The organism is Chroococcidiopsis cubana SAG 39.79, from assembly GCF_003991895.1.
Classification (GTDB): domain Bacteria; phylum Cyanobacteriota; class Cyanobacteriia; order Cyanobacteriales; family Chroococcidiopsidaceae; genus Chroococcidiopsis; species Chroococcidiopsis thermalis.
Genome location: NZ_RSCK01000051.1, coordinates 24,762 through 48,002 on the forward strand (window position 1 = coordinate 24,762; position 23,241 = coordinate 48,002).

The 23,241-nt window shown below is 45.4% G+C and carries 16 protein-coding genes; 8 read left to right on the forward strand and 8 right to left on the reverse strand.

Annotated features, from left to right (window positions below; genetic code table 11):
- Positions 1-113 precede the first annotated feature (113 nt).
- The 7 genes from DSM107010_RS24055 to DSM107010_RS42410 all read right to left on the reverse strand — a co-directional run bounded on the left by DSM107010_RS24055 (position 114) and on the right by DSM107010_RS42410 (position 6,622).
- Complete coding sequence (locus tag DSM107010_RS24055) at positions 114-926, reverse strand: nucleotidyltransferase family protein (protein WP_015152331.1); 813 nt, start codon at positions 924-926, stop codon at positions 114-116.
- Between the two features lie 119 nt (positions 927-1,045).
- Positions 1,046-1,588, reverse strand: coding sequence for a dTDP-4-dehydrorhamnose 3,5-epimerase (gene rfbC, locus DSM107010_RS24060; protein WP_015152330.1), 543 nt, complete (start codon positions 1,586-1,588; stop codon positions 1,046-1,048).
- Positions 1,589-1,604: 16 nt separating this feature from the next.
- Positions 1,605-2,879, reverse strand: coding sequence for a class I SAM-dependent methyltransferase (locus tag DSM107010_RS24065; protein WP_106166052.1), 1,275 nt, complete (start codon positions 2,877-2,879; stop codon positions 1,605-1,607).
- 85 nt (positions 2,880-2,964) lie between these two features.
- Positions 2,965-3,996 (reverse strand): NAD-dependent epimerase/dehydratase family protein, encoded by a 1,032-nt coding sequence (locus tag DSM107010_RS24070; RefSeq protein ID WP_106166053.1) that lies wholly within the window; start codon positions 3,994-3,996, stop codon positions 2,965-2,967.
- Between the two features lie 15 nt (positions 3,997-4,011).
- Complete coding sequence (gene lhgO, locus DSM107010_RS24075; protein WP_015152327.1) at positions 4,012-5,241, reverse strand: L-2-hydroxyglutarate oxidase; 1,230 nt, start codon at positions 5,239-5,241, stop codon at positions 4,012-4,014.
- A gap of 111 nt (positions 5,242-5,352) precedes the next feature.
- Positions 5,353-6,126, reverse strand: coding sequence for a glucose-1-phosphate cytidylyltransferase (gene rfbF, locus DSM107010_RS24080; protein ID WP_015152326.1), 774 nt, complete (start codon positions 6,124-6,126; stop codon positions 5,353-5,355).
- Between the two features lie 370 nt (positions 6,127-6,496).
- Entirely contained in the window at positions 6,497-6,622 is a 126-nt protein-coding gene (locus tag DSM107010_RS42410) for a hypothetical protein (protein ID WP_256498652.1), read from the reverse strand.
- 385 nt (positions 6,623-7,007) lie between these two features.
- Between DSM107010_RS42410 and DSM107010_RS24085 the strand changes: the two genes are divergently transcribed.
- From DSM107010_RS24085 to DSM107010_RS24120, 8 genes are all read left to right on the forward strand, one after another.
- Positions 7,008-8,186 (forward strand): response regulator, encoded by a 1,179-nt coding sequence (locus DSM107010_RS24085; protein WP_015152325.1) that lies wholly within the window; start codon positions 7,008-7,010, stop codon positions 8,184-8,186.
- 107 nt (positions 8,187-8,293) lie between these two features.
- Complete coding sequence (locus DSM107010_RS24090) at positions 8,294-8,656, forward strand: response regulator transcription factor (protein ID WP_015152324.1); 363 nt, start codon at positions 8,294-8,296, stop codon at positions 8,654-8,656.
- Between the two features lie 62 nt (positions 8,657-8,718).
- Positions 8,719-9,297, forward strand: a complete 579-nt coding sequence (locus DSM107010_RS24095; RefSeq protein ID WP_106170059.1) for a chemotaxis protein CheW — start codon at positions 8,719-8,721, stop codon at positions 9,295-9,297.
- 92 nt (positions 9,298-9,389) lie between these two features.
- Complete coding sequence (locus DSM107010_RS24100; protein ID WP_106170061.1) at positions 9,390-12,704, forward strand: GAF domain-containing protein; 3,315 nt, start codon at positions 9,390-9,392, stop codon at positions 12,702-12,704.
- A 122-nt stretch (positions 12,705-12,826) separates the two neighbouring features.
- On the forward strand, positions 12,827-16,333 hold the full coding sequence (locus DSM107010_RS24105) for a methyl-accepting chemotaxis protein (RefSeq protein ID WP_127024105.1): 3,507 nt from the start codon (positions 12,827-12,829) through the stop codon (positions 16,331-16,333).
- Between the two features lie 79 nt (positions 16,334-16,412).
- Positions 16,413-19,895: a hybrid sensor histidine kinase/response regulator gene (locus DSM107010_RS24110; RefSeq protein WP_106168376.1), complete on the forward strand. Its 3,483-nt coding sequence runs from the start codon at positions 16,413-16,415 to the stop codon at positions 19,893-19,895.
- A 93-nt stretch (positions 19,896-19,988) separates the two neighbouring features.
- A complete protein-coding gene (locus DSM107010_RS24115) occupies positions 19,989-20,504 on the forward strand; it encodes a chemotaxis protein CheW (RefSeq protein WP_015152319.1) in 516 nt (171 codons plus the stop codon).
- Positions 20,505-20,651: 147 nt separating this feature from the next.
- Complete coding sequence (locus tag DSM107010_RS24120; protein WP_106168375.1) at positions 20,652-22,751, forward strand: M3 family metallopeptidase; 2,100 nt, start codon at positions 20,652-20,654, stop codon at positions 22,749-22,751.
- Between the two features lie 31 nt (positions 22,752-22,782).
- Here the strand turns inward: DSM107010_RS24120 and DSM107010_RS24125 are convergent.
- Positions 22,783-23,241, reverse strand: a 459-nt coding sequence (locus DSM107010_RS24125; protein ID WP_127024108.1) for an aminotransferase class III-fold pyridoxal phosphate-dependent enzyme, incomplete at its 5' end; no start/stop codon positions are given.

Sequence of the window (23,241 nt, forward strand, 5' to 3'; positions counted from 1 at the left end):
ATTAATCGAAATCGGATGATTCGATCTATTTTAGAGACTTAAGATATTTATATGAGATCTAAGAATCAAATTGAACGAATAATACGTGAGGAGCTTTTCATCAATTTCAAACGCTACATTTCCTCAGATGTTAAGTAGCGTATGGCTCGCTGTAAATCTGCTGGAGTACCGATATCTAAGTACGGTTGGCGATCGCAGATTTCTGCTTCTACTTGCAAACCAGCATCAATTGCTGCTTGAAAAACATCTCCAATCGGAACTTCGCGGGGTGGAGAAGAATTATTCTGTCGCTCTATTTCTAACTTAGCAACAAATTGATGGAGAAACTCTGTAAAACTTGGTTTCCAGACAGCCGCACACCAGCTGTATTGCAATTCACTTTGGGCGGGTTTTTCAATAATTTGTCGTACCCGTCCTCGCTCGTCGAAGTCTACCATACCACCTTTGTGCGAATGCTCGAAGGGTAGCAAGTTGATTGCTACATCTGCATTGCCAGCATAAAGCCTTGTCAGCAAACGTTTGTATGTATCATCTGGTTGAAAGAGAATATCGGGAAACCCGATCGCGATCGCTGCATCTTTAACAAAAGGATACGCGCGATCGAGGGTATATGGCACGCCAAAGGGTAAACCGACTACCAGATAGCCTAAATCCAAACCTACGATGTCGCCATCGCCAAAATAGGCAGGAATATCCCATTTTCCAGGGCGTAGGAGAAAGAAAGCCTTCCGAATCCCTGCCGTTTGCATCTTTTCCAGCAAGTAATGAGATACAACTTTGGGACGCAGGCTACCATCTACTTGAGAGCGAAAGCCAATCGGATACAATTCCTTGCTACAAGGCAAGGGAGAAATGCGGGTTGCTTGTCCCCCTGCTGGTAACAGCCCGATGACTTCCTGCTGTGGATTGTAGTTATAAGTTGCCATTTATAGTTATCAGTAGTCAGTTATCAGTTGTCAGCCTCGCCTTACCTCTTAACCAACTTCCAACTACCAATTGCCAATTGCCAGTACCCACTACTCACGACTCACTTCCAACAGGATGACTATTTAATTAAAACAGTTTCTAGCAAATCCCATTCCAGATCTTTGCGAGAAATTTCGCTCACTGGTAGCCGCCACTGAATATCCAAAATCGGATCGTTGTAGCGCAACCCCCGCTCGTATCCAGGCGTATAAGACTTATTCATCTGATACGCTATCTCTGTATTATCGTCAAGAGTTTGATAGCCATGAGCGAACATTTCTGGAATGTATAGCGCCCTATGATTATCGGCAGTCAATTCCACACAGATATGAGATAAGTATGTGGGAGAATCGGGGCGCAAATCGACAATACAATCGTAGATTGCTCCTTGAGTGCAGCGAACTAACTTTGCCTCTGTTGCTGGAGCCGCTTGGTAATGCATTCCTCGCAACGTACCTTTTTTATGATTGAAGGCAATGCTGCACTGGACGTTAGTAATTTCTAAGCCAAGCGCAGCAAATTCGCGATCGCAAAAAGTCCGCGCAAAAAAACCCCGACTATCCTCTTTTGGCTCTATGTCAATGATATAGGCTCCCTGGAGCGCCGTTTCAGTAAAAAGCATAGGCTTGATAGTGGCATTAGCTAGCTATAGTAGACAAAACCTGTTGCTGAATCGCTGGATAAACTTGTACTTCTGGAATCGGCACGACGAACTGTCCGCCCCATTCAGCAATATATGCCATCTGGGTCATAATCTCTTCTTTCAAATTCCAGGGTAAAATCAACACGTAATCGGGCTGTGTTTCGCGGATTTTATCTGGATGCAGAATTGGAATATGAGTTCCAGGTAGGAATAAACCTTGTTTGTAAGGACTGCGATCTACGGTATAGTCGATGAAGTCCTTGCCCACACCGCAGTAATTCAGTAGGGTATTGCCTTTAGCTGGCGCACCGTAGGCAGCGATTCTCTTTCCTTGAGATTTAGCTTCGATCAGAAATTTTAGTAGCTTGCGCTTGGTTGCCTTAACTTGTTCGCCAAATGTCAAGTAAGTTTCAATATCTTCCAACCCAGCAGCCGCTTCTTTTGCCTTCAGTTGCTTGACGCGGTTGCTAACTACTGGCTCTACTGCATCGCTATGCTTGCCGTAAATTCGTAAAGAACCGCCATGCGTCGAGAGTTCTTCGACATCAAATAACGTTATCCCATGCGCGGCAAACATTTTCTCTACTGTAATGAATGAGTAGTAAGAAAAATGTTCGTGATAAATCGTGTCAAACTGATTTTGCTGCATTAGTTGCAGTAAGTGAGGAAATTCCATTGTCAAGATGCCATTTGGCTTCAGGACTATTTTCATGCCACCGATAAAGTCATTCACATCGGGAACGTGAGCCAGAACGTTATTTCCTAACAATAAGTCTGCCGATTTTCCTTCTGCTACCATTTCTTTAGCCGTATTTACGCCAAAGAATTTTACCCAAGTCGGAATTCCTTTTTCGGCTGCTGCTTTGGCAGTGTTTGCGGCTGGTTCGACTCCTAAAACTGGGATACCTTTTTGATGAAAATATTGCAGCAAGTAACCGTCGTTACTAGCAATTTCAACGACTTGGCTAGCCGAATTAAATTTAAATCTTTCTACCATTAACTCAGTGTAAGCTTTAGCATGTCTGAGCCAACTCTCGGAATAGGAAGAAAAATAAGCATAGTCACCATCGCCAAAAATGTGTTCTGGAGATTCAAATTCTTCTAACTGTACCAAAAGACAGCGATCGCAGACGTATGTATGAAGTGGATAAAACTTCTCGGCGCGATTCAAGTGTTCTGAAGTTAAATTATCATTTGCTATAGGTGACATACCTAAATCTGCAAAAGTATATCGCAGTTCGTTGCCACAAAAACGACACTTTTTACTCACTATCCGATCTCTCCTACGATTCAGCTACTAAATTACAAAATAAATTCCACTCAAAGAGTGGAAACTGAAGTTTGCGCAAACAAGATTATTTTGGTTGATTCCAAAAGAAATCTTTATCCAACTGTCCTGTTTGCAATAAATACTCCAATTGCTTCAAGCGAGTAAACCCTCTGGAAGTAAATACATCAGCAGTCATTTGAATTCCACTAAATAACTCAAATAACTGTTTTGCTCCCCGCCGTGCATCCCACTCACACTTAAACCCTGGTAAGGTAGAGTTAATCTTCTCAAAACTGACTCGGTAACTGCGATTATCCGATCCACTGTCCCCGAAACTCACCTGACAGCCAGGAAAAGCTTCTGCCACAATTTCGGCGATTTCTCGTACCTGGTAATTGTGCGCCGTATCTCCGACGTTGAAGATTTGATTATGAACGATGTCCCGCGGCGCTTCTAGGGCACAAATAATCGCTTTACATATATCTAGTGCGTGTACTAAAGGTCGCCAAGGCGTACCGTCACTCGTCATTTTAATTTCCTTTGTCGTCCATGCTAATCCAGCTAAATTGTTCAGGACGATATCAAAGCGCATCCGTGGCGAAGCACCAAATGCTGTAGCATTTCTCATGAATGTAGGCGAGAAGCTGTCATCTGCCATTGCCGTTAAATCCCGCTCTACTAAAGCCTTACACTCGGCATAGGCAGTTTGCGGATTCACGGGAGAAGCCTCTGTCACATCTCCCTCGGTGGCAACACCGTAGACGCTGCAAGAGGACATGTACACGAAACGACGAATCCCCGCAGCTTTAGCTAAATTTGCTAACCGTACTGAACCTTTGTGGTTAATGTCATAAGTAATATTGGGTGCGAGTTGTCCGGTAGGATCGTTGGACAATTCTGCCATGTGAACGATTGCCTCTACACCCTGCAAATCTTCTGTAGTAATGTGGCGAATATCTTTATTTAAGGTTTGAGCCGTCGTCTCAGTCCCGTTGTACAACCAGCCAACTTTGTAGAATCCGGTGTCTACTCCTAGAACTTCATGTCCTCGTTTGATTAATAGTGGTGGTAGTAAACAGCCTAAATATCCTTCCGTACCTGTAACTAATACTTTCATTTATAATTATTCTTCCTATACTTTGACTGTGTTTGCCTGGGAGGGGGATTGGGAAATTGCGGCAACAATTGCCTTCCCAATCTCTAGCGAAGAGGTAGCGGCTGGGGAAGGGGCATTACAAACGTGCATGGCATTTTTTCCTGGCACGAGTAAAAAGTCATCCACCAAACTACCATCAGCTTTGAGTGCTTGCGCTCTTACTCCCGCGTGAGTTGGCACGACATCTTGTTCTCGCACCTCTGGAATCAATTGTTGTAGACTCCTGACAAAGGCAGCTTTACTCCAAGAACGAACGATCTCTTTAATTCCTTCATCGGCGTGTTTGGCAGCTAATTTCCAAAAAGCTGGATAGGTTAGCACTTCTGCCAAATCCTTGAAGTCAAAATCTGTTTTGTGATAGCCTTCACGCTTGAAACTCAAGACTGCATTAGGTCCAGCGTGAACGCTGCCATCAATCATGCGGGTAAAATGTACGCCCAAGAAGGGGAAAGCAGGATTGGGTACGGGGTAGATCAAGCCTTTGACTAAGTAGCGTTTTTCTGGTACGAGTTCGTAGTATTCGCCACGAAAAGGTACGATTTTGGCTTGGGGATCGACTCCGCTCTTTTTGGCAATGCGATCGCTTTGCAGCCCGGCACAATTGATCGTAAACTTTGTCTCAAAGCTACCAGAGTTAGTGTCTAGCACTGTCCTGTTGCTCGTATGTCGGATTCGTTCTACCTTAGTACCGAGCTTTAATTCTCCACCCTGAGCTTGAATTATTTCGACATACTTCTGCGCAACCTTTTTGTAGTCCACAATTCCGGTTGTAGGGACGTGGATTCCTGCCAAACAGCTGACATGCGGTTCGTATTCCGCAACTTCTGCCGCACTCAACTTTCTCACGCCCAAGCCATTAGCTATACCTCTTTCATAAAGATTATCTAGTAATGGCAATTGCGCGGTAGTCGTGGCAATAATGACTTTGCCGCAAACTTCATGAGGAATATCGTGCTGCTGACAGAACTCTACCATCGAGCGACTGCCTTCTCGACAGAATCTCGCTTTGAAGCTACCTGGCTTGTAGTAAATGCCCGAGTGGATAACGCCGCTGTTATTCCCAGTTTGATGAGATGCCCAATCGTTCTCTTTTTCTAAGACTAGAATTTTGGCATCGGGATAGCAATCGCCTAGCGTCATGGCTGTAGCCAACCCTACTATCCCACCACCAACGATCGCGAAATCATACGTGAGATTATTATTCATGCGATTGAAGTGACTAATATTACACTTGTCAAGGCGAGTTTAATGCTCGATGGTCAATCGTTCACCTAAGAGTTGAGACATCAACCCGCCCCTACTTAACTTTTGACTTACTTACCATACCTTCCAAGGAGCGCTGCCACTATTCCAAAGTTCTTCAAGCAGGTGTTTGTCTCGCAGCGTATCCATCGGTTGCCAAAAACCAGGGTGCTTGTAGGCTGATAGTTCATCCATCTGCGCCAGTTTTTGTAATGGTTCTTGTTCCCAAACTGTATTATCATCTTCAATCAAGTCAATCGTTTCTGGTTCTAGAACAAAGAAACCACTATTGACCCATGCTCCATCGCCATCTGGTTTTTCTCGAAAGCTAGTAATCTTGGTCTGATCTCCTTCCAGATGAATTGCACCAAAGCGTCCCGGTGGTTGACTGGCGGTTAGAGTTGCTAAAGTATTTTGCTCTTTGTGAAATTTGACTATCTCTTTGATATTTACGCTACTTACGCCGTCGCCGTAGGTGAAGCAGAAAGTTTCATTACCAATATGTTCTCTAACGCGCTTGAGTCTTCCACCAGTCATGGTTTTGTCACCCGTATCTACTAGAGTGACTCGCCAAGGCTCGGCATAACCACAATGAACGTTCATTTGATTAAAACGCATGTCAAACGTTACGTCGGACATATGCAAAAAATAGTTAGCAAAGTATTCCTTGATTAAGTATCCTTTGTAACCGCAACAGATAATAAAATCATTAATACCAGAGGCAGAGTAAATTTTCATAATGTGCCACAAGATCGGTCTGCCACCAATCTCCACCATCGGCTTTGGTTTGACGGTGGTTTCCTCACTCAGACGAGTCCCAAGCCCTCCAGCCAGTATGACTGCTTTCATGCAAGCACCTCAAAACTTTGCAGGTTTCCTCTTGTCTTTCCAATCGATTGCTTTGTCACTGTTTTGCTAATTTTATAAACAAGTATAAATTAACCATCTGCGTAACAATAGTAGTATGCTGATTGCTTATATAGTGTAAAGACACAGTAAATATACTTTATGGTATATAAAAACTTAGTAAAGAAGTTGTCGAACCAAAGCTAAGTTTGTAAACTTTCTGACCTTGTAAATAGCACGATTGGAAGTGTTTAATTCGACGCTCCAGACTTGCGGGCGCGGCTAAATAGCGTCGAACCCTCACTCACGCTGTTTCTCAAGCTTCTGCTGTCATGCGATCGCAGCCACAAAAGCACTCTCCTCATAGCTCTACTCACACCCTACCTGAATAGTTGTTCGATCGCAACTCTGTTGCTGCTCCTTCATTGTTGAGCAGCGGTTTGAGACGCGATCGCCAACTTGCAACTTTAACTGAGACTAGTACGAGTTCGATCGGCAAACTACAAAAAAACTCCTCTTTGCGAACTTCTATTACTAGATCAATACCTTTTATGCAGCTAAAAAGCTAATGAGAACACGTACGTGATGCTATTTCGGCTCGATAAATTCAGTATTCATACGGTTACTTGCTACTTTGAGCTAATGTCATGATCGAGGCTACATTATGACGGGAGTTTAATTAGCTTTATTACCGATCGTTTTTCTTTTTTGCTTTCACATCTGAGCTTAACAGAAAGTCAAACAACAGAGTAAATTTACTCATTATTTTTTAAATTTGAAAGTTTTTTCATATTATTACTACATTTTGAATAAACTACGATTTTCTATTGATATTCCGAACTTGACAACGATCGCAAAATTTTTGTAAGTCAATAAATTATCTTATGATGACAGAACCGATAGCAAGCCATGATTTTGTCAGTCATCTTAATACTTTAAAACAAGAGAGGTTCAGCGGGCAATTATTACTAAAAAGCTCTGTAGGACAAGAGTGGATTATTTATCTATTTCTAGGAAGAATTTTATACGCCTCTGGGGGAAATCATACCGTTAGACGTTGGTATAGAGCTTTAAAATCGCATTGTCCGCAAGTCGATATTCAACAGTTAAAGCTATCTGCCGTTCTCTCTAACGCTTTAAATAGCTCAGATAATTGCTGGGAATGCCACTTGCTCAATGCAGGAATAGAGAAACAGCAAATTACCAGAGAGCAAGCAGGAAAAACGATCGCGGCGATTGTCTCTGAAGTCATGTTTGATATCACTCAAGCTATGCACGTAACATATCAGAGCAAGACAGATAACATTGCATTACCACAATTAGCACTACTCGATCCAGGGCAATTATTATCAGAAGTACAACAAGTTTGGCAGCTCTGGCAAAAAGCAAAAGTTGCCGATCGCTCGCCAAATAAAGCCGCAGTTATTAACCAACCAGAACAGCTTCAGGAACAAGTATCGCCTGCTGTTTATCAAAATCTAACTAAACTGCTAGACGGACAGCGGACATTGCGAGATCTATCAGTAGTCATGAATCGGGATGCCAAAGATGTCGTTTGTTCTTTGCTACCTTACATTCAAGCAGGTTTAGTCGAACTGATTGATATTCCAGATTTAGCACCGCCAGTCGCTCCAGCAGCGCCAGCCACAACGCCGCCATCTACACCTTCTGGCAAAGGACCGCTCATTGCTTGCGTAGATGATAGCCCGTTAGTCTGTCAAAGCATGGAACAAATTTTGACAGCCAACGGCTACAGATTTTTTGCCGTTCAAGATTCTCTCCGCGCGATCGCTGGTTTGTTGAGCCGCAAACCAGACTTAATTTTTTTAGATTTAGTCATGCCAAATACCAATGGATATGAAATTTGCAGCCAGTTACGTAAAGTTTCTGCTTTCCGTATCACTCCCATTATTATCCTCACTGGTAATGATGGCATTATCGATCGAGTTCGTGCCAAAATTGTCGGGGCTTCAGATTTTCTGAGTAAGCCAGTAGATGCAGAAACAGTTTTGTCGGTAACGTCTAAACATCTTAACAGTAATTCTTTAGTAGAAGATCTTTAAAATGACTCATTATGATGTAGCTGTCCTCGTTTGCACTGCCTTAAATCCGATCGCTTGTAATCGATCTAAATACTAGTTTATTTTCATTTGTTCTAGAGGTTGAAGCCATGAGTACAGTTTTAGTCGTCGATGACTCAATGACAGAAATGCAAGTCATCACTAGTTGCTTACAACGCGGCGGTTTAAGCGTTCAAACAGCAACCAGCGGAGAAGAAGCTTTAGTTAAAATTAGCAGTCAAAAACCAGACGTAATTATTTTGGATGTCGTGCTACCAGGTCGGAGCGGTTTTGAACTTTGTCGCGATCTCAAATCAGAAGCAGGAACGAGCATGATTCCTGTTGTCATGTGTTCTACAAAAGGTAGCGAAATGGACAAATTCTGGGGCATGAAGCAAGGTGCAGATGCTTATATTACCAAACCTATCGATCAAGAAAAACTACTGCAAACTGTCAAGCAACTGTTGAAATGATTGGAATTAATATAACGATTGCTTGGCACATTTGCTAGCCAAGAACTGCTAGGAGAGCGGTCATGATATCGGAATTTACAACCAGGGGTGTAGTAGCAGGAAATCCAAATGCAGAAGAAGCTGCTGGCTCAAAACAGCAGTTTTTGCGATTGCATTTGCCACCAGATACGACTGCCATATTGCCACTAGCCCAAATCGCAGAAGTACTGACCGTACCCACTGCTCAAATTGTACCTATTCCCCACTTACCCGCTTGGGTCATGGGTGTTTATAACTGGCGAGGCGAGATTTTGTGGATTGTCGATCTCGGTCACAAGATCGGACAGGCTCCCCTATACCAACAAGGAACTAGTCGCTCTAGTTACACAGCAGTGGTAATTCACAGCACTCAGCAGGTTGCTGAAAGACAAAGCGATCGCAAAACAGGTAAAAAAGTGCTGGGATTATTAGTGAATCAGGTGGAAGACATGGAATGGTGCAACCCCGATAACATTCAATCTCCTCCCGCGTCTGCTGTCACCCCTGAGTTAGTGCCGTATTTGCGTGGTTATTTTCCCAAACCGAATGGCGAAATCTTGGTGGTGTTAGATGGCGACTCCATCATCGCTGGAATGCCTCAGTCAAAAACCGAGGCTAGTTGAAATGCTTGAGCTAATTTCATCTGGCATCATTACCGAACTTGCAGATGAAAGTTTCCGTCTCGCCACTGATTTCTAAGTTAACGACTTAAACTATGAACTCTCCTTCCCAACCAAACTCAGCTAAAAATACTCATAAAGGTAACTACAACGAGCCTTTTCATGACGATACGGCATTTGAAGAGCAGCCAATGTCTGAAATTGAAGGTCGGCAAAACTTTAGTCAAAATCATAGCGATCTGGAGCCGAACAAACAACCACGCCAATCTCACAAAAAAGGACGCAGTTTAAGGTTCAAAGCCACAGCAGTAGCAGTTGCCCTGAGTACGATTCCTGTAATGGTAATTGGGGCAACTGCTTATTTCTTCACCAATCAACAATTACATAAAGATGTTACGGAAAGTCAGGTATCAAGAAACGACGCTCTGAGTAAAGAACTATCAAGTTTCATGATTGAGCGGTATGGCGATATTCAAGTGCTAGCAAATTTACCCATCCTAGCAAATCCTAAAGTAGTAGCAATCACAACGCCCCAAGAAAAGCAGAACTTACTAGATCGATATATCAATGCTTACAAAGTGTATAACAGCATTGCTATGTTCGATCTCAATGGCGATACTGTGGTGCAATCTAAAGGTAAACCAATTGCCAATCACAAAGATGCGGAATACTTTCAGCAAGCGCTGAAAACTGGTCGCCCTGTCATTAGTCAACCAGCGATCGCTAAAACAGCAGGAACATTAAGTTTCAATGTCGCCGCACCTGTGAGAGATTCTCAGACTAACCAAATTATTGGTGTGGTGCGCGCTAAAATTCCCGCAGAAGCAGTAAGCAAATTGCTAGAAAAATATGGTACGAGCGAACAAGAATTTTTTGTAATTGATGCTAACGCAAAAATTTTGGGTTCTCAAGATGCTGCCGAGCTAGGAAAAGAAGCTAAATTGGTTTTTCCAAAATTGCAACAAATGCAAGTAGCGCATCTGAGTGCAGCAACAACTGATATACATGCCACTCACCAAGAAGAACACATTTTGACATATGCTCCTTTACCAAAAGTAGAGGAAATCCCAGATTTAGGTTGGAGTACTGCGATCGCTCGAGAGTCAGCTCAAGCATTCGCTGCCCAACAAGGGATATTGTTAACTTTTGCTGTTGGTACGGCAATCGTGGCATTTTTGGTCAGCGCGATCGCTGCTTATATGGTTAACCGCGTGACTCGTCCTATTTTAGATGCGGCAGATGCCGTAGAGAAATTGGGTCAGGGAGAGTTAGATACTCGCATTGCTGTAGAGGGAGAAGACGAACTAGCAATACTGGGAACCAACATCAACCAGATGGCAAGTCAGTTACAACAACTTCTCCAAAATCAAACCACTCAAACTCAACAAGCTAACTTTCTCTCCGAAATTGCCTCTGCCCGCGATGGTGGTTCGGAAGATTTAGAAACTGTCTTCAGCCAAGCAGTGCAAGGAGCCAGAGAACTTTTACAAGCGGATCGAGTCGTCGTCTATCGCTTTAATCCCAATGGGAGTGGTTATATTGCGGCTGAATCAGTGTTACCTGGCTTGCCGCGCGCTCTCGATAACAATGTTGACGATGCTTGTATTAGCGAACAACTATTGGAAGAATACAGGCGCGGTCGCGTCGTTCCTACTAGTAACGTCATGGCGGCGGGTTTCCATCCAGAACACCTGCGTTTAATGGAACGATTACAAATTAAAGCCAATTTAGTTACGCCAATCTTGAAAAACGACCAGTTATTTGGTTTATTAATTGCCCATCACTGCGAACAAACCCACACATGGCAACAAGAAGAAATTAACTTCCTCAAACAGCTAGCATCTCAGCTGGGAATTATCTTAAATCGCTTATCATTCCTAGAACAAAAGCAAGCTGCGGTAGAACGAGCATCAATGGTGAAAGATATCACCATTAAGCTGACTCAAGGACTTGGCGTGCAGGAAATTATGGCAACTGCGGTACAAGAACTGCGCCAAGCACTGAATAGCGATCGCGTTGTTATTTATAGTTTCAACGACCAATGGAAAGGCAGAGTTATCGCTGAATCCGTAGGCGAGGGTTTCCCCAAAGCTTTAGGAGCAGATATTGACGACCCTTGTTTTGCCAAAGGCTATGTAGAACGCTATCGTCAAGGGCGGGTACAAGCCACAGAAAACATTTACGATGCAGGTTTAACTGATTGTCATATTGCTCAGTTACAACAGTTTGCAGTCAAGGCAAACTTGGTTGCTCCCGTAATTCGTAGTGGCGAACTCTTGGGTTTACTGATCGCTCACCAGTGCGATGCACCCCGCAAGTGGCAACAAGAAGAAATTGCCATGTTCTCGCAGGTCGCTACCCAGATAGGACTCGCGCTCGATCGCGCTTCTTTGTTGGAACAGCAACAGAATGCCAGAGAATTCTTACAGCGCCGCGCTTTAGAACTCCTAATGGAAGTCGATCCCGTCAGCCGAGGCGACCTGACAATCCGCGCCAACGTCACCGAAGACGAAATCGGGACGATCGCCGACTCCTACAACGCGACAATTAACAGCTTGCGGAAAATCGTGACCCAAGTACAAACCACTGCCAAACAAGTAGCTCATACAACGACGAGTAACGAGCGATCTGTCGGCGAACTATCTCAAGAAGCACTGCGGCAAACTGAAGCAGTTACTGCGGCTTTGGAGCGGATTCAGCAAATGTCAGATTCAATTCTGGCTGTAGCCAATAGTGCCTCTCAAGCGGAAGCAGCAGTGCAGCAAGCAACTCAAACGGTAGCAGAAGGCGATACAGCCATGAACCGGACTGTGGACGGGATGATGGCAATTCGACAAACAGTAGCAGAAACCTCGAAAAAAGTGAAGCGATTGGGTGAGTCGTCCCAGAAGATCTCCAAAGTCGTAAACCTGATCGGTACATTTGCCGATCAAACTAACCTATTAGCACTTAATGCTTCCATTGAGGCAGCTCACGCGGGAGAACAAGGACGAGGATTTGCGGTGGTAGCTGACGAAGTACGAACCCTAGCACGGCAATCGGCAGAAGCAACCGCAGAAATTGAAAGCTTGGTGAAGGATATTCAGACAGAGACAAATGAAGTGGTAGCAGCAATGGAAGCTGGTACGGAACAAGTGGTGACGGGTACTGTACTCGTGCATGAAACGCGGCAAAATCTGCTCAAGATTACGGAAGTAAGCCAACAGATTAGCGAACTCGTAGCGGCGATCGCTTCTGCTGCGGCGTTGCAATCTCAGACATCGCAAGTCGTGACGGCAACAATGACAGATGTAGCCGCGATCGCCGACCGCACTTCCAACGAAGCAACTGTAGTATCTGCGGCATTTAAGGAACTCTCAACGCTAGCGCAAGAACTACAAACTAGCGCCAGTCAATTCAAAGTTAGTTAGTGGTGAGTGGTGAGTGGTGCGTGGTGAGTGAGAAGAGGTATCAATATTATCTTCCCCAGCCCCCTCAGCTCCCTCAGCCCCCTCAGCTCTCTTATCCCTACTCCCTCGAAAACGTATCTGCTATGCTAAATTCTCGCCTCAAACAAACTCCCCAAGTCTCAAACTCTGAGGTCAAAACATTCTCGCAGCCACCGCGATCGCCAAATGGATCTGCTGTTGGCAAGCAGCGCCGCAGTCAACCGTGGAACAATTTTAGCTTTCGCACCAAGCTAACTCTATTGTTAATGCTGAGTGCGGCACTGCCTATAGTCGTAGTGACGCAGAAAAATGCTGCTGTGACGCGACAAAGAGAAATACAGAACGCTCAAACATTTTTACAAAAAGCTCAAGCTAGTTTCTTATCTAACTATGCTACGTGGGTTGTTACGGAATCAGCTACAGAAGCGAATACGGTCGCCGAAGTCGTACAAGCAATGAAGATCGATCTGCGCGATCGGCAGCAGGTAGCAGCTCAACGCCAGTTTCTCAATACTTTTCTGGGCAAATTTAGCGTCACAGATGGTAGTGGTTCTGTAGAAAAAAACCTCCGTGTCATTGTAGGTGCTGACGGAAAAACAATTGCTCAAAGTATTCGTACCTTATCAGAAGAATATTTAAATTTACCTGTAGATAAAGTAGAACTCAATCCTCCCTACCGCCAAGTTTCTCTGCCAACTGGTATCAATTTAGGGGATGTGCCGATCGTCCAACACGCTTTGCAAACAGGAAAAGTTTTAAGCGGTCTAGAACTCATTAATAGTAGTGTTCTCAAACGCTTAGGGCAAGATAAGCAAGCGAATATTGGTATTCGTTCCCAACCGACAGCAGGTTTACCACCAAGCAAACAACCCTCTCCCAATGGGACTTACAACGTTGATGCGGGGAAAATCGGATTGGTAGGGATGACAGTACAGCCAATTCTAGCAGGTAAAAAAGTTGTAGGTGCTGTCATCGTCGGTTCTGTAATCAATCAAGCACCAGGGCAGGTAGATAGTTTTAAAGACTTTGAAAAAGTTTCCTTATCAACAATCTTTGCTCAAGATTGGCGGGTGACAACGACTGTCCCATATACAGACGGTAAATCTAGAGCAATTGGTACGCGAGCTGCCAGAGAAGTAGCACAGCAAGTCTTAGATCGGGGGCAGGAATTTAACGGTCAGACAAATATCTTGGGGCAAACGTATCTTACAGCATACAGTCCTCTGTACGACCATGAAAAAATTTTGAATCCAGACAAAGCCAAGCCTGTTGGAATGGCTTTTGTCGGTACACCTTTAGATGAAATAGAAGCTCACATTCGCGAACAACAACTCTTCGCCTATGGCGTTTCTGGGGGAATGTTACTATTAATTGGTTTAGTTGCAATTCCAGTAGCAGGCTCTTTTTCTCGACCGCTCAAACGTTTAGCAAGTTTCGCACAACAAATTGGGATTGGAGAGACTGGCACGAGACTGGAAGAAGCCAGCGATCGCCACGATGAAATTGGCATTCTCTCGCAAGAATTGAATCAGATGGCGGCTAATATTGAAGCCAATCTGGAAGCTCGTCGCCAAGAAGCAAAATACGCTCAATTTTTTGGCGATTTGGCAGCAAAAACACGAGATTTTCAAACAGTTGAAGACGTGTTAGCTCATACAGTCAAAGCCACCCGCGATGCATTACAAGTAGAACGAGTAGTAGTCTATCGCTTCCACCCTGATTGGAGTGGAATAGTTGTTGCCGAGGCAGCCATTCCTGGTTTACCGTCCTGCCTCAACACGACGATTGCCGATACTTGTATGCAGGCAAAAAAAGCTGAAGAATACAAGAAAGGTCGGGTGAGGGCGATCGACGATATTTATCGAGCAGGCTTAACTGATTGCCACATTCAATTACTTGAAAGATTGAAAATTAAAGCAAATTTAGTTGCACCAATTATTAAAAACGACGAGCTTTTTGGTTTAGTATTTGCTCAATATTGCTCAAAAGCGTATCTTTGGGAGCAAGCAGAAATTAATTTTCTAGAGCGCTTAGGATTACAATTAGGGTCATCTTTGCACCGGATCGATCTATTACAAGAACAACAAGACGAAGCTAAGCGCGGCGAGCTACTAAAAGATATCACGCTCAAAATTGCTCAAATCAGCAACCTACAAGATGTACTGAATGTTGCTACTGATAATATCCGGCAAGCGATCGCCACAGACCGAGTGGTGGTTTACGGTTTAGACCCGACTAACTGGAAGGGGACAATTATAGCTGAGTCGGTGGCTAATGGTTTTCCAGTAGCAATGGGAGCTGAGATTGAAGATCCCTGCTTGAAGAAAGGTCAGGTAGAACGCTACAAGAAGGGACAAGTCACGAGCATTAGCGATATATACAAGGAACCGAGAGTGACTGCTTGTTATCGCAAACAACTCGAACAATTTAGCGTCAAAGCAAATTTGGTCGCGCCAGTCGTGCAGGGCGATCGGTTATTTGGTTTATTAATTGCTCATCAATGTTCGGGTGCGCGTGTTTGGCAGCAGCAAGAAATGGACTTTTTCCGGCAATTAGCAACGCAAATTGGCTACGCTCTCGATCGCGCATCTCTGTTAGAGCAGCAAAAGAACGCTAGAGAGTTCATGCAGCAACGTGCTTTAGAACTGTTGATGCAAGTCGATCCAGTTAGTCGCGGCGACTTAACAGTACGCGCTAACGTCACCGAAGATGAAATCGGCACGATCGCCGACTCTTACAATGCCACAATCAACAGCTTGCGAAAAATCGTGACGCAAGTACAAACTGCCGCTCGACAAGTAGCCAGCACAACAACTAGCAGCGAACGATCTGTGAGCGAACTGTCTCAAGAAGCGCTGCGGCAAACCGAGGTCATTACTGCCGCACTAGAGCGAATTCAACAGATGTCCGACTCAATTCGTGCTGTAGCAGCAAGTGCTTCCCAAGCAGAAGCAGTCGTACAACAAGCAACCGAAACGGTAGCAGTAGGAGGTACGACGATGAACCGAACAGTGGAAGGAATGATGGCAATTCGGGACACAGTGACGACAACCTCGAAAAAAGTGAAGCAGTTGGGTGAATCCTCTCAAAAGATTTCTAAAGTCGTGAACTTAATTGGTAGATTTGCCGCTCAAACCAACTTATTAGCATTAAAAGCTTCTATTGAAGCTGCCCGTGCTGGAGAAGAAGGACGAGGATTCGCCGTACTAGCTGATGAAGTGCGCGTCTTGGCGCGGCAATCAGCAGAAGCAACCGCAGAAATTGAAAGTTTGATTGCCAACATTCAGGCAGAGACAAACGAAGTGGTAGCAGCAATGGAAGCTGGCACAGAACAAGTTGTTTCTGGAACCAAGTTAGTCGATGAAACTCGTCAAAGCTTGAACCAAATTGCCACAGCGAGTCAACAGATCGGCGAACTCGTAGCCGCGATCGCTTCTGCTGCGGTGTTGCAGTCCCAAACATCTGAAGTAGTGACTGCCACCATGACAGATGTAGTGGCGATCTCAGACCGCACTTCCAACGAAGCAACCGTAGTTTCTAGCTCCTTTAGAGAACTCTCAGCACTAGCACAAGAACTGCAAGCCAGTGTCAGTCAGTTCAAAGTGAGTTAGCGATCGGTGGCTAGTGGCTAGTCACTAGTCACCAGCCACTAGCCACTTATCTTCCCCTACTCCCTACTCCCTATTCTGTATGGCGATCGACTCTGATATTCGCGACCAGGCTTATCAATTCTTCATTCAAGAAGCTCCAGAGCTATTGCAGCTCATTGAAGAGGAATTGCTGACGCTCAGAACGGAACGCAGCACCGCCAAAATTCATAACATGATGCGGGCTGCTCACTCAATTAAGGGAGGGGCGGCGAGTGTTGGTCTAGACACGATTAAAACCCTAGCTCATAGCCTAGAAGATATCTTTAAAGGGTTGCACAACCCAGAGTTAGATATTAATGCCGAAGTAGAAGGCTTGTTACTAGAAGCTTATGACTGTCTGCGTTTACCATTAATCGAGCAGATTGAAAACGGTCAGTGCAACAACGAGCAGGCAATGGCAACAGCAGAGCCAGTGTTTGCTCGGATCGAATCTAGTATAGGAAATTTCTTGAAAGGAGCGGCGGAGTTACCTAGCTCTATCGATCTAGGGGTAGATATTGCACTCTCGATTTTTGAGGTGGATGTTGCCCAGGGAATCGAGCGACTCTCGGCTGTCATAACCGATCCCACAGGTAAAGAAATTGCGGGAGAATTACGAGCGCAAGCAGAAGTATTTGCAGGTATTGCCGAGTTGTTAAACCTGCCAGGATTCGGCGCGATCGCCTCTACCGCAATCGCCGCAATCGACGCTCATCCAGAGCAAGCTTTACAGATTGCTCAACTCGCTCTAGCTGACTTTGAGACAGGTAGACAAGCAGTGATGGCAGGCGATCGCACATCTGGTGGCAATCTCTCCCCAGCTTTAGCAGCACTAGTAGAGGCAACTGCCCCAGCCGTTTTCAACATGCCAGTGGACGATGTTTTTGGCGCTTTGGCAGAGGTAGATTTGGCATCTATGCCATTGCCAGCAATTCCTGACTCAACGGTTGAAGATATATTTGGCGCATTAAATGCAATCGGCGATTTGACGGCAGTTCCAACTGCACAAACATCTTTAGAGAATGTATTTGGTACGTTAGTAGAAACTGATGTCCCCGCAACACCGATTGCTACCCCTGCAACTACGCCCGAAATTACAGCGCTTCCCAATCTGGACGATATTTTCGGTAGTATCGGTCAAGACAGCACGATCGCAGATGCTTCGCCAAGCGCCGCACCTCAAGCAGATAGCGCCTCTATTCCATCGCTAGATGATATTTTTGGTGACTTGAAATTAGCAGAAGAGCCAGCTACGCCTGCTGTCGTTGCTGCTTCTGAGCAAAAAGCCACCGATCGCAGCGCTCAGGAAAATCCATCAGACGCAATTCAATCAGTCGAGCAGATATTTGGCAATCTACCACCACTAGAAGATCTTGCCCTACCGACTGGGCGATCGGCTTCTATAGTACCAACCACACCCAAGGTACCGACAGTTGTAGAAAAGACTACCGCGATCGCCCCTAGCAATCCAGCTCCGCTTAAAATTTCTGGGGTAGCACGCCAAGCACCAGAAACAAGTAAAGCTGGTAATAAGGCTGCTACTCCTCAGCTATCTCAGCTTTCAGTGCGCGTTGACCTAGAGCGACTGGAACGAATGAACAACTTAGTTGGTGAATTGGCAATTAACCGCAACAGTCTGGCACTGCAAAACGATCAAATGCAAGCAATTATCGTTGCTTTACTGCGTCGTTTTGCTAAATTCAGACAAATCGCTCATAACTTGCGAGATTTTGCCGACCAGATGTTAGTCGCTCCTCAGAGCTATAGAGGGTTATCCAGTAGTGCCGTAGGAAAATCTAATTCTGGAAATATCACTGCAATCGCACCTACAGGACTTGCCTCATTCGGACAAACAAGCTTTGATTCTTTGGAGATGGATAACTATGGCGAGTTACACTCCCTGGTACAAACCACTCTAGAAGAAATCATGCAATTGGAAGAAACTGTGGGTGACGTGGTGTTACTGGCAGGACAATCTAGTCAAACGCTAGAAAGACAACGCCAAATGCTGAGTCATTTGCGGGATGACTTGATGTGGGCGAGGATGTTGCCTTTGAGTGAAGTTCTCAACCGTTTCCCACGCATGTTGCGCGACTTGTCTAATTCGTACAACAAACCAGTAGAACTCAAGTTAAACGGAACGGGGGTTTTAGTAGACCGAGCCGTGCTAGAAAAACTCAACGATCCGTTAGTACACCTAGTTCGCAACGCTTTCGATCACGGGATTGAAATGCCAGAAGATCGACAACAACGGGGCAAACCAGAGCAAGGGACGATTGAAATTCGTGCCTATCACCAAGGTAGCCAGACGATGATTGAAGTGCGAGACGATGGGCGGGGTGTTAACCTAGACCGGATTCGAGCAAAAGGAATAGACATGGGGTTATTAACTCCAGAACAAGCAGCCGTTGCCGAGCCATCGCGGTTGTTAGAATTGCTATTTGAACCAGGATTTTCTACAGCAAGTCAAGTCAGCCAGCTGTCCGGTCGAGGTGTAGGACTGGATGTGGTACGCGACCAATTGCGATCGCTTAAAGGTAGCGTGACGCTTAACTCTGAACCAGGGCGCGGCACTGCTTTTACCTTACGCATTCCACTGACATTATCGATCGCCAAACTACTCGTTTGCTTTGTTGGTTCCACTGCTCTGGCGCTACCTTCTGACAGTATTGCTGAAATTTTAATTCCCCAACCCGATCAGGTGAGAGTCAGTAGCGGCAAGAGATTTTTGCATTGGCAAGGTCATATTGTCCCTGCCTATCACCTATCCCAACTTCTGCAATATTCTTGCCCGTTACCGGAAACTCAACAAAATCAAAGTTTGGCAACTGTGCCTACCCCTGATGACTGGGCAGCACCGATTCTGTTGTTAGAACAAGACGACCAGCTGATTGCTATTGAAGTCGATCGCTTGGTAACCGAGCAAGAACTCGTCATTAAACCTTTCAGTCCCGCGATCGCGCCACCAATATATATTTATGGCTGTACGATTTTGGGTAATGGTTGTTTGATCCCAGTCGTTGACGTATCTGGGCTGTTGCAATCCTTCTTTGGCGACGGACGGCGTGTTGGTGACGTTTCCGCATTACCCAGCTTGCCTGTTGCGGAACTGCCAGATGATAGTACTTCTACTCCATCAGCTCCCCCAGTTAAAACTGTGACTCCAACTGTTCTGGTGGTAGATGACTCAATTACCGTAAGGCAGACTTTGGCGCTGACTCTCCAAAAAGCTGATTATCGCGTTTTACAAGCTAGAGACGGTCGAGAGGCAATCAACCAACTACAACAAAATCTACACATTATCCAACTTGTAATTTCCGACGTGGAAATGCCAAACATGAATGGCTTCGAGTTCCTCAGCCATCGTAGGCAAGACCCACAACTCTCAAAAATTCCTGTGGTGATGCTCACTTCTCGTAGTAGTGAAAAACACCAACAGCTAGCTAAACATTTAGGCGCTAAACACTACTTCACCAAACCGTACATCGAGCAAGAATTCTTAGCAGCCGTTAAAGAACTCCTGGCAGAAGGTGTTGCTCCTTAGTCATTGGTCATTGGTCATTGGTCATTGGTCACTGATAACTGCTCCCTGCTCCCTACTTCCTACTCCCTGTTAACTAGATAACTGATAACTGATATGGCAAGCGCTCTAGTTAGATCGAAAATTCAAGCTACAGGACAGATTGCTCAAGAAACAGCTACGTCCATAAAAATCGTGATGTTTCAAATGGGCGAGTTTAACTTAGCTTTGCATATTAATAGCATTGTAAAAGTACTGCCACAGACAGTAGTTTATGGTAGCGGGCAACATGGAGTCGGATTGATTCATCTGAGCGATCGCGAAGTCACGGTGGTCGATCTCCAGCGGCGATTATTTCAGTCTAGCGGCAATCTCGATCCAGCAAAGCGGGGTTATTTGATGCTCGTCCAAGACAGACAAAGAGAACTTTATGCCATTCCCGTTGCTCAAGTTCCTACTTTGATGGACGTACCCTTGTCTTGCGTGCGCATTTTGCCAGAATCTTACCGCAATGCCGATATATTCGGCTTTGCAACTCACGTAGCCGTGATTCCAGCAACAGAACCACCACTGACAATATTCATGTTAGACGTGGATCAACTGCTATTAGTCAGGAATGTAGAAATTGTTTAGGTGAGTCATTTGTCATTCGTCATTCTTGGTATTTTCACTAGTGACTCATAGCCGACGAGCAATGTCAGCTTACGGCATTCAACACTCGGCGGTAGTTGTAGGTGTTAACGATAATGGAGGTAACACTAATACAAAGTAGAACCGCTTATGAGTGCGATCGCTACAGTTGACAATCCATTATTAAAAGGTCAGGGATTGCCACCATTTGCAGATATTCAGCCAGAGCATGTGGTTTCAGCCATGACACAACTGCTGGCGGAACTAGAATCAGAACTAGCGAATTTAGCAGCAAACGTCACGCCAACCTGGAGTGGGTTGGTAGAACCTATAGATCGCTTGTCAGAGCGCTTGCGCTGGAGTTGGGGTATTGTCGGGCATTTGATGGGCGTAAAGAATAGCCCGGAACTGCGGACAGCTTACGAAACTGTACAGCCACAAGTCGTAGAGTTTTATAACAAATTTAGTCAAAGTCAGCCGCTTTACGCAGCTTTTAAAGCATTACGAGCTAGCGAAACTTGGAATACCTTAGTAGATGCTCAAAAACGGATTGTGGAAGCAGCAATTCGAGATGCCGAGCTGTCGGGCGTAGGTCTAGCAGGAGAGCAACGCGATCGCTTTAATGCGATTCAATTAGAGTTAGCTGAACTTACCACCAAGTTTTCTAACAACGTTTTAGACGCAACCAAAGCTTTCAGCCTGACATTGACATCACCAGATGAAGTAGAAGGCTTACCTCCTAGTTGGTTAAGTCTAGCAGCTCAAGCCGCCCGTGCCGCAGGGGAAGAAAAGGCAACACCGGAAATTGGTCCTTGGCGCGTGACGCTGGATTTTCCTAGTTACTTGCCTTTCATGCAGCATGGCAAACGTCGGGATTTGCGAGAAAAACTATATAGAGCATTTATTAGTCGCGCTTCCTCTGGAGATTTAGATAATACTCCTTTGATTGAAAAGATTTTACAACTACGACGCGAAAAAGCCAATTTGCTTGGGTTTAATAGCTACGCAGAATTAAGTCTAGCTAGTAAAATGGCTCCCAGCGTAGATGCAGTAGAGACTTTATCAGAGGAATTGCGACGCGCTAGTTACGATGCTGCAAAGCAAGATTTAGAAGACTTGAGAACTTTTGCCGCGTCTAAGGGAGCGCCAGAGGGCAGCAACTTGCAGCATTGGGATATTGCATTTTGGGCAGAACGCCAACGAGAAGAAAAATTTGCTTTTAGTGCAGAGGAACTGCGCCCTTACTTCCCCTTACCCCAAGTCTTGGACGGGCTATTTACTCTAGTTAACAAGCTATTTGGAGTGACTGTTACTGCTGCGGACGGTCAAGCACCAGTTTGGCATGAAGATGTGAGATATTTTCAGATTGCTGACGAAACAGGAGAAGCAATCGCCTATTTTTATCTAGACCCCTACAGCCGTCCAGCGGAAAAGCGAGGCGGTGCGTGGATGGATGATTGTATTGGTCGGGCAAAAATGACAACTCACGAGGGTACAGTTGCCACTCGTAAACCTGTAGCTTATTTGGTATGCAACCAAACTCCTCCTGTTGATGGCAAGCCCAGCTTGATGACTTTCAACGAAGTGGAGACTTTATTCCATGAGTTTGGTCACGGGTTGCAACACATGTTGACTAAAGTAGACGATGCAGGGGCAGCTGGGATTAATAACGTCGAATGGGATGCAGTTGAGTTACCTAGCCAGTTCATGGAAAACTGGTGCTACCATCAAGAAACCTTGATGGGAATGGCAAAGCATTACGAAACTGGCGAGACTTTGCCAGAACATTACTACCAAAAACTCATTGCTGCCCGCAATTATATGAGTGGCAGTGCAATGCTACGACAGTTGCACTTCGGTTTAGTCGATTTGGAACTGCACCATCGCTATCAGCCTGGTGGTACGGAGACAGCCAGTGACGTACGCCAGCGCATCGCCAAGACGACAACCGTATTACCACCATTACCAGAAGATGCCTTTTTGTGTTCTTTTGGACATATTTTTGCTGGCGGATACGCTGCGGGATACTACAGCTATAAATGGGCAGAAGTCCTCAGTGCTGATGCCTTCGGTGCATTTGAAGAAGCTGGATTAGATAATCCCCAGGCACTGACTGAGACGGGGAAACGATTTCGCAATACCGTGCTGGCTTTGGGTGGTAGCCAACATCCAATGGATGTGTTTAAATCCTTCCGAGGTCGAGAGCCGAGTACAGAGCCTTTGTTGAGGCATAGTGGTTTGGCTGCATAGTTTTTGTGAGGTGGGCGTTGCCCACCCTACTTTATGCTTGCACTGCTGCGATCGCCTTTTCCAATATTTGTAGGGCAAGATTGACTTCTGTTTCGGTAACAATCAGGGGTGGTACGAAGCGCAGCACTTTTGCTCCGGCTGGCACGAGTAATAAACCTTCAGCGATCGCCGCTTTAACTACATCCGCTGCGGTAATTTCGCTGTCGGCAGCTAACTCCATCCCATGAATTAAACCCCAACCGCGCACGTCAGTGATGAGGGCGGGATATTTGGCTGCCAGCGCCCGCAAGCCCGTTCTGAGCTGTTCGCCACGGGCGCTGACATTTTCTAATAAATTCTCTTTGGCGAGCGTTTCGCACACCGTCAAGGCGACTGCACAGGCAAATGGATTGCCGCCAAATGTACTGGCATGATCTCCTGGTGCAAACACATCGCAATGCTGCTTGCACATCATCGCGCCGATGGGGATACCACCACCTAAACCCTTGGC

Excerpts from the sequence above, each read along its gene's own strand:
- lhgO (WP_015152327.1), bottom strand. The coding sequence starts at position 5,241 with ATGAATAATAATCTCACGTATGATTTCGCGATCGTTGGTGGTGGGATA.
- DSM107010_RS24100 (WP_106170061.1), top strand. The coding sequence starts at position 9,390 with ATGAACTCTCCTTCCCAACCAAACTCAGCTAAAAATACTCATAAAGGT.
- DSM107010_RS24120 (WP_106168375.1), top strand. The coding sequence starts at position 20,652 with ATGAGTGCGATCGCTACAGTTGACAATCCATTATTAAAAGGTCAGGGA.
- rfbF (WP_015152326.1), bottom strand. The coding sequence starts at position 6,126 with ATGAAAGCAGTCATACTGGCTGGAGGGCTTGGGACTCGTCTGAGTGAG.
- DSM107010_RS24055 (WP_015152331.1), bottom strand. The coding sequence starts at position 926 with ATGGCAACTTATAACTACAATCCACAGCAGGAAGTCATCGGGCTGTTA.
- DSM107010_RS24105 (WP_127024105.1), top strand. The coding sequence starts at position 12,827 with ATGCTAAATTCTCGCCTCAAACAAACTCCCCAAGTCTCAAACTCTGAG.
- DSM107010_RS24095 (WP_106170059.1), top strand. The coding sequence starts at position 8,719 with ATGATATCGGAATTTACAACCAGGGGTGTAGTAGCAGGAAATCCAAAT.
- DSM107010_RS24085 (WP_015152325.1), top strand. The coding sequence starts at position 7,008 with ATGATGACAGAACCGATAGCAAGCCATGATTTTGTCAGTCATCTTAAT.
- DSM107010_RS24115 (WP_015152319.1), top strand. The coding sequence starts at position 19,989 with ATGGCAAGCGCTCTAGTTAGATCGAAAATTCAAGCTACAGGACAGATT.
- DSM107010_RS24090 (WP_015152324.1), top strand. The coding sequence starts at position 8,294 with ATGAGTACAGTTTTAGTCGTCGATGACTCAATGACAGAAATGCAAGTC.
- rfbC (WP_015152330.1), bottom strand. The coding sequence starts at position 1,588 with ATGCTTTTTACTGAAACGGCGCTCCAGGGAGCCTATATCATTGACATA.
- DSM107010_RS24110 (WP_106168376.1), top strand. The coding sequence starts at position 16,413 with ATGGCGATCGACTCTGATATTCGCGACCAGGCTTATCAATTCTTCATT.
- DSM107010_RS24070 (WP_106166053.1), bottom strand. The coding sequence starts at position 3,996 with ATGAAAGTATTAGTTACAGGTACGGAAGGATATTTAGGCTGTTTACTA.